Source organism: Nocardia sp. NBC_01009, assembly GCF_045208035.1.
Taxonomy (GTDB): domain Bacteria; phylum Actinomycetota; class Actinomycetes; order Mycobacteriales; family Mycobacteriaceae; genus Nocardia.
In genome coordinates this window covers 4,531,550-4,545,072 of the sequence record NZ_CP108695.1, presented here as the reverse complement: position 1 = coordinate 4,545,072, position 13,523 = coordinate 4,531,550, and the positions used below count along the sequence as shown (strand labels likewise).

The window sequence follows — 13,523 nt, the reverse complement described above, 5'->3', positions numbered from 1 at the left end:
TTCTTGAAGTTCTCCATCCGGTGCTGCCACGAATCGAGGCCGCGCAAGGCCTTTACGGCGCCGAACGACTTCTCGATTCCTTCGACGAGGACTCCTTCTTCGGAACCCGTCGTTTTCCTCCCAGATATTCCGCGTCGAGCACGCGCGCGATGATGGGCAGCGCATGTGGTCCGGTCAGCTCGAGGTGCGTGACCTCGATGTCGTGGTTGGTGATATCGCCGGTCACATAGGGCCGCCAGCCGCCGGGGCCGAAGACGTCGGAGGCGTCGACGGTTGCGCTGAAATACACGATGTCGCCGTCGAATACCGGGCGCTGGTAGCCGGTTCTGGTCTGCGCCGATGCGTTGAACGATCCGGCCATCCGCTCGATGGTGTCTGCGTCGATGAGCGAAACACCGCCCAGCCGTTCGCGAATCAGCTCGGCGGCGGCTTCAGCGGTGGCGTCTGCGGGCACGTCGTCGATACCGAAGACCGAGCCGAAGGCGTTGACGAAGCCGCCCGCGGTGAGCCGCTCGATGCTGTCGCCATCGATATCGGTGGTATCGGCGTCGAGTAGTGCGACGACACCGACGGTGTCGCCGGCCTGCTGTAGTTTGGTCGCGATCGCGTGTGCGATGAGCCCACCGAAGGACCAACCGAGCAGGTGGTACGGCCCGGTCGGCTGTACCGCGCGCATCTCGCGGATGTACCGGTCGGCGAACTCCTCGATCGAACGGACCGGGGGTTCGTGGCCACCGAGATCCGGTGCTTGTAGTCCGTAGATCGGTCGTCCCGGCTGCAGCGCGTCCGCGAATCCCAGGTAGGTCCAGGAGATTCCGGACGACGGGTGGATACAGAACAACGCGGGTTCGGTGCCGCCGAGCCGGATCGGCAACAGCACGTCCAGTCCGAGTCCTGTTGGAGCGGTGGCGATCTCGGCCGCGGTTGCTTGCGCGGCGATCGTCGCGGCCTCTTCGTCGGCGGCGGCCTGTGCGGCCGGAGTGCGGGCGAATTCCGCGGCCGCACCGAGCGCCTCGCCCCAGAGGTCGGCCAGCTCGGTCACATCGTCGTGGTGCAGCAGTGTTTCGGGGAAGCCGAAACTTGCTTCCAGCCGGTCACCGACGACCACCGCGTTCACATCGATCGCGGACTGCAGTGGCACGTCCGGGCTTTCGGCCGCGTTGAGTTCGCCGAACTCGTCGGTCGGCAGCCAGCCGAGGCCCTCCAGCCCAGCCGGGCCGGCGCCGGCCGAGTACCGGCCGAGGTAATTGAAGCTGATTCGACCGGGCAGCCGCCGCGGAAGTTGCGCTGCCGTATCGGGATTGAGATAGCGCAGCAGACCGAACCCGATGCCCTTGTCCGGCACCGCGAGCAGTTGATGTTTCACCGCGCGGATCGCCGTGCCCATGGCCGGGCCTGCGGCGAGCGCATTGTCGACATCGATTCCATCGAGATTCAATCGCACCGGATAGATGCTGGTGAACCAGCCCAGCGTCCTGGAAAGGTCGGCGCCGGGAACCACTTCCTCTTGTCTGCCATGGCCTTCCAGCCGCACCAGCGCAGTCGACTCGGCGATACTCCGGCGGGCCCGCCAGCGCACCAGCGCGAGCGCCAGCGTGGTGAGCAAGGCGTCGTTGACGCCGCCCTGGAAAAGGCCCGGGAGCGTGGTGAGCAGTGCGTTGGTGACTTCCGCGGATACCTGGCGGTCGATCATGCGCAACATGTGTGCCTGATCGATCGCCGGGTCGAGCTCACGGGCACCGATCAGCGGATCCGGGCCCTCGAGCACGCCCTGCCAGTATCCGAGTTCGGAAACCCGTCGATCCGTGCGGGATTCCTCGGCGAGCGCGTACGCCCACCGTCGCATAGAGGTGCCCGTCTCGGCGAGCACCGGGCTGTTGCCGACGGACACCTGCGCCCAGGCGGCGACCAGATCCGGTACCAGCACGCGCCACGAGACGCCGTCGATCACCAGGTGGTGCGCGAGTACGATCAGCCGCCCCGGCCGCGCTCTGGTTCCGGCATCGCCGATCGGGTCGAGCCAGATGAACTGCAGCACAATACCGTTCGCCGGGTCCAGCCGGTTCGCCGCGGAATCCAAGACGGTCACCGCGAACTCACGCAGGTCGACGGAGTCGGCGCCCGCGTCGAATTCGATACGATGCAGCAGCGTGTCTACCTCGACCGAGCCCGGTTCGCTTACCAGCAGCCGCCATTCGCCGTCCTCGGCCTGCGTCAGCCGGGCACGCAGGATGTCGTGTCGGTCGAGGACGGCCGCCAGGGTCGCCACGATTCGGCCCCGGTCGATGCCCACCGGAAGTTCCAACACTGCGGTCTGCGCGAAGCGGTTGTAGTTGCCGCCGCGCTCGAGCATGTAGTGCACGATCGGCGGTAACGGCATATCGCCGGTGCCACCGCCGGGCAGTTCGTCGAGCGTCACCACGGTGCCCGCGGCATCGGTCGCCGCGGCCAACGCGGCAACGGTGCGATGTTCGAAAACCTGCAGCGGCGTGCAATTGAGGCCCTGCTGTTTCGCCCGCGACACCAGCTGGATCGCCAGGATGCTGTCACCACCGAGGGCGAAGAACGAATCATCGGCGCCGACCTTGTCGATACCGAGCAACTCGGCGAAGATCTGCGCGAATGCCTCCTCGGTCGGGGTCGACGGCGCCCGGTACTCGGTGCGGTCGGTGGTGAATTCCGGCGCGGGCAGGGCCTTGCGGTCGAGTTTGCCGACGGCGTTGAGCGGGATCGAGTCCAGGACGACGAAGGCGGCCGGAACCATATACGCGGGCAAGGTGTCTGCCGCGACGGCACGCACTTGCGCGAGGTCGAGTTCGACGCCGGAAGCGCGCACCAGATATGCCGCCAGCGCGGTCGATCCGGTGGGGCCCGGTACGCCCAGCGTCACCGCGAAATCGACGCCCTCGGCGCGACCGAGCACAGCGTCGATCTCGCCGAGCTCGATGCGCTGTCCGCGCACCTTGACCTGAAAATCGGTGCGGCCGAGGTACTCCAGCTCCAACCCCGACGCCATGCGCGTCCAGCGGACCAGATCGCCGGTGCGGTACATGGATTCGCCCGGTCCGCCGAAGGGATTCGCAATGAAGCGGGCGGCGGTCAAGCTCGGCCGGGCGTGGTAACCGCGGGCCAGGGCGGGCCCGGCGAGGTAGAGTTCGCCCGCGACGCCGACGGGCACCGGACGCAACCGATCGTCGAGCACCAGGGCGGATGCGCCGCGGACGGGCTTGCCGATAGCGACCGGCTCGCCGACGACTAGTGGCGTGGAAGTCGTTGCCCAGATGGTGAATTCGGTCGGACCGTACAGGTTGATCATCGTCCGATCCGCGGCCCACCGGTCGACGAGTTCGGCGCCGACGGCCTCGCCCGCCACCGCCAGCACCCGCACGCTCGACACCTCGGCGGGATCGATGGTGGCCAGCGCCGACGGGGTGATCACCATGTGGGTGACTTGTTCGGCGTCGATCAACTCGGCCAGCGCGCTGCCGCCGAACACCTCGGGCGGTGCGACCACCGAGGCGCCGCCGGACCCGAACGCCATCAGCGCCTCGAACACCGACGCGTCGAAACTCGGCGAGGCCACCTGCAATACCCGCGACGTCGCATCCATCCCGAGCGACTCGCGTTGTGCCGCCACGAGATCGGCGATGCCCCGGTGGGAAACGGTGACGCCCTTGGGCGTTCCGGTCGACCCGGAGGTGTAGATCATCCATGCCGGACTGTCCGGCCGGATCGGGCTCGGCAGTTCCTGGTCGCGCAGTCCTCGACCGCCCGCGTGACACCAGCGTTCGACGAAGGTGAGGTCGTCGAGGACCAGCCAGTGGGTGCTGTCCGGCAATGTCGGGCGATAAGCGCCGATGGTGAGGCCAACGCGGGCACCGGAATCGGTGAGCATGTGATCGATGCGGTCCACCGGATGCTTCGGGTCGACGGGCAGGAAGGCCGCCCCGATCTTCGCGGCAGCCCACATCCCGGTGAGCAGTTCGGCGGACCGGGGCAGGCCGAGCGCAACCACCGTTTCCGCGCCGGCGCCCGCCTCGAGCAGCAGCCGTGCCAGTCGGTTGGCGTGCATATCGAGTTCTCGGTAGGTCGTGGTCTTTCCATCGACGACCAGCGCGGGATGCTCCGGATACCGCGTGACAGAGTCGGCGAGAAGTTGCGGAAGCGTTGTCGTGCCGCTGGTTTCGGGACCGCGCACCGGAACCAGCGCCGAGCGCTCGGCATCGTCGAGGATGTCGATATCGGCCAGGCACACATCGGACTGCGCCAGGACCGTCGTGAGCACCCGCCGCCACCGGGTCGCGAACGATGCGACCGTCGCCACGTCGAAGAGGTCCGTCGCGTAGGTCAGCACACCGTCCAGCCCGGCCGGTCCGGTGTCGGTGAAACGTTCGCGCAGGTCCAGCATCAGATCGAATTGCGATGCGTCACGGTCGAAGTCCTCTACTTCGAAGCGCAATCCGGGCAGCTCCAGCACCGGCTCGGCGAAGTTCTGCAGCGACAGCGACACCTGGAACAGCGGATGATGCGCGGTGGACCGGCTCGGGTTCAGCACCTGGACCAGCCGCTCGAAGGGGACATCGGAGTTGGCGAACGCGTCCAGATCCGCCGACCGCACCGTGGTGAGAAACTCGGCGAATGCAGCGCCCGGGTCGACCGGAGTGCGCAGCGCGAGCGTATTGACGAACATGCCGACGAGTTCGTCGAGCGCCTCCTCGCCGCGGCCCGCGATCGGGGTGCCGATGACGACGTCGTCGGTGCCTGCGAGCCGGGCCAGCAGCACCGCGAGCGCGGCGTGCACCACCATGAACAGGCTGACATTGTGTGCGGCAGCGAATTCGAGCAGGGCCCGGTGCATTTCGGCTTCGATATGGAATTCGAATTCGGTGCTGCGCATTGTCTGCACGGCCGGGCGTGGCCGGTCGGCCGGCAATTCCAGCACGTCCGGCGCACCGGTGAGTGAGTCGGTCCAGAAGCGAATCTGCTGTGCAGCAGTCGATTCCGGATCGGATTCACTGCCGAGCAGTTCCCGGTGCCAGAGCGCGAAATCGGCGTACTGGACGGCGAGCGGGACACGGGTGGTGTCGGCGCCGGTGGCGCGCTCGGAGTACGCGGCAACCAGATCGGCAGCGAGCGGCGCCATCGACGCGCCGTCGGCGCTGATGTGATGCACCACCAGAACCACGATATGAACCGGAGCGGTACCGTCGAGCCGCAACAGCCCGACACGCAGCGGCAGTTCCGTCGCGAGGTCGAATCCCGTGCCGGCCAGATCGTTGATCCGATCCCGCAGCGGCGCACCGTCTTCGGTGCCGATCAGCGGCATCGGCGGCGCGGCCGTCGCGGTGCCGATCACCACCTGGCGTGGACCCTCCGCATCCACCGGATAGAGGGTGCGCAGACTTTCGTGTCGATCCACGACATCGGCCAACGCCAGCCGCATGGCGTCGACATCGAGGTCGCCGGTGAGCCGTAGCGCGACGGCGATGTTGTACGCCGGCGAGGTCGGATCCATCCGGTTGAGCACCCACATCCGTTGTTGCGCGGGAGACAACGGAACTCGGTCCGGCCGGATCCGCCGGGCGAGCGCGAAGCGTCCCGGCTTGTCGTCGGTGGCCGGGACGACGCGCGCGGACAGCTGTGCGACGGTAGGCGCGTCGAACAGGTCGCGCAGCGCGATGGTCGACCGCAGGGCCGAATTGACCCGGGCGACAACCTTGGTGGCGCTGAGCGAATTGCCCCCGAGTTCGAAGAACGATTGATCGACACTCACCCGCGCAGTGCCGAGCACCTCGGCGAATACCTCGGCGACGGCTTGCTCTACGGCCGTGCGCGGGGCGAGATACGGCCGGCCGGTATCCGAGAAGTCCGGGATCGGAAGGGCTTTGCGGTCCAACTTGCCGACCGGGGTGAGCGGGATGGAGTCCAACACGATGAGGTAGCCGGGCACCATGTACCCGGGCAGCTCCGCGGCCACCTGCGCACGCAGCCGTTCGGTATCGAGCCGCACGCCCTCGGGGGGCAGGACATAGGACACCAGCACCGTCGCGCCCGCCGGTCCGGCGCGGCCGATCGTGACCGCGTATTCGACCTCCACGTCCCGGGACAACACCGCGTCGATCTCGCCGAGTTCGATCCGCAGTCCGCGAATCTTGACCTGGAAGTCGCTGCGGCCCAGGTACTCCAGCTCATATCCGGAGTCGTGCCCGAGGACCCAGCGCACCATGTCCCCGGTCCGGTACATCCGCTCACCGGGTTCGCCGTGCGGGTTGGCGACGAAACGCCCCGCGGTCATCTCGAACCGGTTGAAGTAGCCACGTGCGAGCGCGGGACCCGCCAGGTACAGCTCACCCGGCACGCCCACCGGTACCGCGCGCAGCCAGCTGTCGAGCACCATATTCACGGCGCCGCGAATCGGCCCGCCCATCGTGATCGGTTCGCCCGCGACGAGTTCGCCGGGCCCGCTCGCCCAGATGCTGAATTCCGTCGGACCGTAGAGATTCACCATCCGGCGCCCCGCCGACCAACGCTCGATCAACTCCGGTGTCGCGGCCTCACCCGCGACCGCGAGCACGCGCAGGTGCTCGAGGTCCGTCGAATCCATGGTGGCCAGCGCGGACGGTGTGATCACGGCGTGCGTGACCCGTTCCGTGCGCAGCAGCCGCTCCAATTCGGTGCCGCCGTAGACGTCGGGCGGTGAGACGATAAGCCTGCCGCCCATCCCATGCGCCGTCAGTAGTTCGAACACCGAGGCGTCGAAGCTCGGCGAGGCCACCTGCAAGGTCCGTGCGGTGTGGTCGAGCGCGAGGGTCTCCTGCTGGGCGGTGACCAGATTCGCCACACCACGATGACTGAGCAGTACGGCCTTCGGCTTGCCGGTGGAGCCCGAGGTGTAGATCAAATAGGCGGTCTGGTCGATATCGATCGGTCCGCCGCGCTCCTCATCGGTGATGGGGGCATCGGAGACCATCATGACCCGGCGAATGGTGTTGAGGTCGTCGAGCAGCAGCCAGTCGATACTGCCGGGCAGCGTCTCGCCGATCGCGGTGACCGTCACCCCGATCGGCGCCTTCGAATCGCTGAGCATGTGCTCGATCCGTTCCACCGGATAGTTGGGATCCAGCGGCGCGAAGGCCGCACCCGTCTTGGCCAGCGCCCACAGCGCCACCACGGACTCGAGCGACCGGGTGAGGGCCAGGATGACGAAGATCTCACGGCCGACGCCGCGCCCGAGCAGTATCCGGGCGAAGCGGTTGGACCAGGCGTCGAGTTCGCCGTAGGGCATCGTGAGTTCGCCCGCGCTGACCGCGATGGCGTCCCTGTCGATAGCCGCACCGGCGGCGAGGATTTCGGGCAGGGTGCGCAGGGGCACCGACTCCGGTCCGCGGACCGGAAGTAGCGCGGCGCGTTCGGTGTCGTCGCAGTACTGCAGCTGCGAAACCAGGGCGTTCGGGTTCTCGGCGAGCTGCGTGAGCAGTCTGACGAAGCGATTCAGGAAGAGTTGTGCCGCAAAAGTTTCCAGCTGGTCTGCCATGAACTTCAGGGTGATTCGCAGCGTGTCCTGTCCGTCACTGCCGCGCAGCGGAATGACGATGAGGCTCAACGGATATGGCGTGGTGTCGGTGGTGTCGACGTCGAGTACCCGCATGCCCGCGATGTCGAGTGCTTGCGACAACGCTTCGCGGTCGATCGGGAACGACTCGAATACGGTGAGCGTGTCGAACAATTCGGCCAGGCCGATGGCCTGATGGATGGCGGCCAGCCCGACATGCTGATGGTCCATCAGCCGTGCCTGCTCGGACTGCAGGCGGGCGAGCAGGTCGGTCACCTTCTCGGTGGGATCGAGGTGTACACGCACCGGCAGCGTATTGATGAACAGTCCGATCATTTCTTCGACACCGGCCAGCTCCGGCGGCCGGCCCGAGACCGTGCCGCCGAAGACCACATCGGTGCGGCCGGTGAGCATGGCCAGCAGCATCGCCCAGCCCGCCTGCACCATGGTGTTGACCGTCGCGCCGGATTCGCGTGCGGCCGTCTCCAATCGGGCGACCGTATCGCGGGACAGGTCGACGGAGATCGTGCCGGTCTCGGTCGATTCGATATCGGCCAGGGTCGGAATCGCCCGGGTCGCGGTATCGATGCCGGCCAGGGATTGCCGCCACGCCGCTATCGACGCGGCGTCGTCCTGTTCACCCAGCCAGCCCAGGAATCGGCGATAGGAGTGCACCGGCGGGAGCGCGCTGTCGTCGCCCGAAGTGACATACAGGGCCAGCAATTCGCGCACCAGCAGCGGCCCGGACCAGCCGTCCAGCACGATGTGGTGGTTGGTGAGCACGAAACGGTATTCGTCGGGCGTGATCCGGATGAGCGTGCAGCGCAGCAGCGGGGGGCGGGCGAGCTCGAAGCGGGTACGCGCGTCGAGCGCGAGCATGCGGTCGAGTTCGCGCACGCGTGCCTCCGCGTCGGCGATGCCGGTCAGATCGACTTCCTGCCAAGCGATTTCGATGTCGCCGAGAACGAGCTGGCGGGGACCGTCGTCGGTCTCCACGAACGCGACCCGCAGGTTCTCCTGCCGTGCCACCAATGTCTTTGCCGCGGTGCGCAATCGGGCGGCATCGACGGTACCTGCCAGCGTGAGCAGGGACTGCACCGTGTAACCGTCCGCGGTGTCGGAGTCGTACAGCGCGTGGAAGAACATGCCGTATTGCAGCGGCGAGAGCGGCCAGACGTCGGTGAGGTTCGGGTAGGTTCGCTCCCAGTTGTCGATCTGGGGCTGGGTCACCGGGACGAGGTCGAAGTCGGACGGCGTGTGGCCGCCCGCCTCCGCCGACCGGATATGGTCGGCGATTGCGCCCAATGCGTCCGCCCAGAGTGCGGCGAGCTCGCCGATGTCGGCGGCGCCGAGCAGCCGGGAAGCATAGCCCCAGCTCACCTCCAGGCCGGTGTCGGTCAGGGTGGCGTCGATGTCGAGGACAGTGGCCAGCGGCGCGAGATCATCGATGAGTGCCGAGAAGCTCTGCGTCGGAAAGGTTTCGCCGTGCACCGACGCCGTCCGGTCGTGATAGGTGAAGGTGATCTGCGGGGTGGGCGCATCGGCGAGCGCGACGATGCCGTCGGCGTTCAGATAACGCAGGATGCCGAAGCCGACTCCCTGGTCCGGCAACGCCCGCAACTGCTCTTTCGTGGTCTTGATCGCGGTGCCTGCCGCGGTGCCGCCGGCGAACGCGTCGTCGAGGTCGATGCCGTCGAGGTCGAGGGCCGCCGGATACGTGCTCGCGAACCGGCCTACGGTGCGTGCGATATCAGCGCCGGGCAGGGTCGCGGCCGCGCGGCCGTTGCCGGTCAATGTCAGCACAGTGGATTTCCGGTCGCGCCAACGGCTTACCGCCATGGCGAGCCCAGCGATCAGCACATCGTCGCCGCTGCAATGGAATCGATCCGGTGTCGTGGTGAGTACGGCTGCCACCACGTCCGGTGGGATGACGGTCCGCAAGCTCGCCGCGGTCGACACGATGTCCTCGGCTGGATCGAGCGTGCCGGACCCGATCGGCGCATCCGGTGTGGACAGGATCTGTTGCCAGACCGGCAGTTCAGTACCGCGTTCGGCCGCGCGTTCGAGCTGGCCGTGCGCCCAGCGCCGGAACGAGGTTCCGACCGGTTCGAGCGGATCGCCCGCGGCCGAGGTGGCCAGATCCGTGAGCAGGATGTGGTAGGAGGCGTCATCGATCACCGACTGGTGCAGCACAAGCCAGCACAGTGGATCGGCGTCCTCCCGTTCGATCAGTACGAAGCGCGCGACGACACCGTTCTCCGGGTCGAGCAGGTCGCGGGCGCGCCGCAGTTCCCGTGCACAGATCGCGTCCACGTCTTCGGAACCTACCGACACCGCGTGCATCAGGGTATCGGCCTTGACCGAACCATGTTCGGCGACAACCCATTCCCAGCCAAGCTCCGCGCGACGCAGCGAGGAGCGCAGCAGATCGTGGTGATCGATCAATGCCTGCACGGCAGCGCCGAGCCGAGCCCGCTCGAAGCCCGTGGGCAGCGCGATCAACGCCGCACGGCCGAGCCGACGCCAGGTATCGCCCTGGTCCAATATCGCGTGCGCCGCGGGCGTCAACTCTACGGAACCGATACCGCCACCGGGCAGTTCGTGCACCACGTGGGTCTTCACCTCGGTGGCGACCGCCGCCAGTGCGGCAACGGTCTTGCGCTCGAACACATCCCGCGCGCTGATGCGAATCCCGGCGGCCTTCGCCCTGGCCACCAACTGGATGGAGACAATGCTGTCGCCGCCGAGCGCAAAGAAGCTCTCGTCGACGCCGACCGCATCCAGTCCGAGCACCTCGGCGAACAATGCGGCAAGCGCCGCTTCGCGCGGCGTAGACGGCGGCCTGCTCAGAATGGTTCTGACGCTGAAATCCGGTGCGGGCAATGCCTTTCGATCCACCTTGCCGAGGGGCGTCAACGGGATGCTGTCCAGCATCATGACGACGGCGGGCACCATATAGGCCGGAAGTGTTTCCCCGGCAGCCGCCTTGAGTGCCTCCGGGTGCACCTCGGCCCCGGGCTTGGGCAGTACGTACGACACCAGCGCAGTGACACCGGTACCGGTTTCGGCGCCGATGGTGAGTGCGAAGTCGACGTCCGGGTGTCGTTGCAGGGCGGCGTCGATTTCGCCGAGCTCGATGCGGAAGCCGCGCACCTTCACCTGGAAGTCGCTGCGGCCCTGGTACTCCAGCTCATTGCTCGCGGTCCAGCGCACGAGATCGCCGGTGCGGTACATCCGCGCACCAGGCGCATACGGGTTCGCGACGAATCGACTTGCGGTCAGCCCGTTGCGCTGGTGATACCCGCGCGCTACCCCGGTGCCCGCGAGGTACAGCTCACCGACGGCACCCGTGGCGACCGGGCGCAGCCAGGGGTCGAGCACGACGGCGCTGACGCCGCGGACGAGGCTGCCGATCGTGACCGGACCACCAGGGGTCATGGGACCGCTCAAGGTCACGGTGACGGTGGTTTCGGTGGGCCCGTAGCCGTTCAGCAGGGTGCGCTCGGACCATTTCGCCACCAGCTCGGGCGGGCACGCGTCACCGCCGACGACGATCGTGCGCAGGTCCGGCAGTGTTGCCGGGTCGAGCGAGCCGACGACTGTCGGCGTCACATTGAGATGGGTGACCTGCTGTGCGCGCAGGACCGCTGCCAGCTCCTCGCCTGCATACGCCGCCGGTGGCACCACAGCGAGCGTCGCACCCGCCGCGAGCGTGACGAGAATTTCCTCGACGGAGATGTCGAAGCTCGGCGAGACAGCATGTGCCACAACGGAATCGGCATCGACACCGAACCCGCTGCCGGAACTCGCGACCAGGTTCGCCAGTCCTCGATGCGACACCAGCACACCCTTGGGCAGGCCCGTCGACCCAGAGGTGTAGATGATGTACGCGATTTGGTCCAGGTATATGGGTGAGCGCCGGTCGGCATCGGTGACCGGCGCCGACTCCTGCGCGGCTATCGTCCCGCCGATCGTCTCGTCGTCGATGAGCAGCCAGTTCACCCACTCCGGCAAAGACTTTCGCGCCTCTGACACGGTCACGCCGATGACGACACCGCTGTCGCCCACCATGTACTCGATCCGGTCGGCGGGATAGGTCGGGTCGATCGGCACGAATGCCGCACCTGTTTTCGCCACCGCGAGCATTGCCAGCACGGACTCGGCCGAGCGCGGGATCGAAATCGCCACGGTCCGTTCCGGTCCGGCGCCCGCGGCGATCAGTACCCTGGCGAGCCGATTCGAATATTCGTCGAGCTCGCGATATGTGCGGCTGGTATCGCCCCACTGCAGTGCCATGGCGCCCGGGTTGATTGCCGCACCGGCGCTGAGGATTTCGGGAAGTGTGCGTGGGATTACCCCCGCCGGTCCCTGCGCCGGTACCAGCTGGATGCGTTCGTCCTCGGATACAACCTGCACGGTGGAGAGCGGCGCATCCGGTCCGGCGGCGAGGAAACGGTGCAGGAACAAGAGGAATCGGGTGTGGTGCGCTGCCAATTCGGCGTTGCTGTAGAGGTTTCCGTTGCCCTGCAGATCGATATGGGTGCTCTCACCGCCCACCCCGGGATACAGGTTGACGAACAGATCATCGATCAGCCCGGAGGTCAGCACGTGCAGTCGGCCGGTGACCGAGCCGAGCTGAATCCTGGTGTCCACCATCATCAAGTTCACGGCCGGACCGAACGATGCGGCCTCATCCATCGCCCAGCCGAGATCGCGGACGATATCCTCCTGCCGGTAGCGCTGCCGCCGCAGCGCACCGGTCAGTTCACTCTGTGCGGCCCGGATCACGTCACCGACCGTGGTGGTCGGATCCAGGGTAAGGCGGAGCGGGACGACATTGGCGACCATGCCGCCGGAGCGGCGCAGCGACGCCGTCGTGCGCGCCGAGACAGGCAGGCTCAGGATCACCTCGGGGGCACCGGTCATCGCGGCGAGATAGGCGCCGAACGCGGCGACGACCGTCGGTGCGGCGCCCGAGGAGGCCGCCTTCGCGACGGTGTCGAGCAACTCTGCCGTGGTCGCGGGCAGCGCGCCCGAAACACGGTTCGGATGCGCGTCGACCTCGGCATCGCGGCCCGCGAGATTCACCGGGTCGGCCATCCCAGCAAGATGGTCGCGCCAATATTCGCGGTCGGCTTCGAAGCGGTCCGAGCTGCGGTAGGCCAGATCGGCGTCGACAATCTTCTGCAATGGTTCGGCCTTGCCGGCGGTCGCCTCCCGACCCTCGACGGCCGCGTTGTAGAGCTCGCCGGTGCGTTGCACCAGGGCTAGCGCGCCCATGCCGTCCAGCACGATGTGGTGCATGCGCGAGTACCAGTACCAGCGATCATCGGCGAGTTGCAGCATGGTCACCGCGACCAGCCGGTCTCGCAACAGATCCAGCGGCGCCGAATACTCCGCGCGCATCCAGGCATGCGCGGCGGCCTCTGGGTCGGATTTGCCGCGGAAATCGATGGTGACCAGGTCATCATCGAGCGTCGTGTCGACGAACTGGAACGGCTGACCGTCGACGTCGAGCAGCCGGAGGTAGCCGGTGCCGAATTCGCGCCCGGTCCGGCGGGCGGCGTCGGCCAATGTATCGAGATCGAGCGGGCCGATCAGTTCGACGTATTGCGCGATCGAGATGGGAGTGTCGCCCGCGATGTGCTGGGCGAACCAGATACCGCGCTGGGCGGCCGACAGCGGGAACGCGCCATCGGGCGCGGTACTGCCGGTGACAGCGTATGGCGCGGATGGCTCATGCATAAGCAGACCTGTGTTCTGACGAATCGGCGCTGGTTTCGGCGTGCATCCGACCGTCGGTGTAGCTACCGGTGGGGTAGTACTCGCCGCTGCACACACGCGACGGCAACTTCAGTCTGAACCGTTGCCGAGCGCGCCGAAAGGGTATTGACAAACACTGGCGATGGCGACTGCTTGCCGTCGCTCGAAATGCGGCGCTGGCGGGCGCTTGCAGGTCGCTCGAAATGCG

Annotated in this window: 1 protein-coding gene; it reads right to left on the bottom strand. The window is 67.2% G+C overall.

The features are described from left to right. Positions 1-52 precede the first annotated feature (52 nt). On the bottom strand, positions 53-13,297 hold the full coding sequence (locus tag OHA42_RS20245; protein ID WP_406229454.1) for an amino acid adenylation domain-containing protein: 13,245 nt from the start codon (positions 13,295-13,297) through the stop codon (positions 53-55). Between the last annotated feature and the right edge of the window lie 226 nt (positions 13,298-13,523).

What these genes read in the sequence shown, in the direction of transcription:
- OHA42_RS20245 (WP_406229454.1), bottom strand. Translation starts at nt 13,297, where the DNA reads ATGCATGAGCCATCCGCGCCATACGCTGTCACCGGCAGTACCGCGCCC.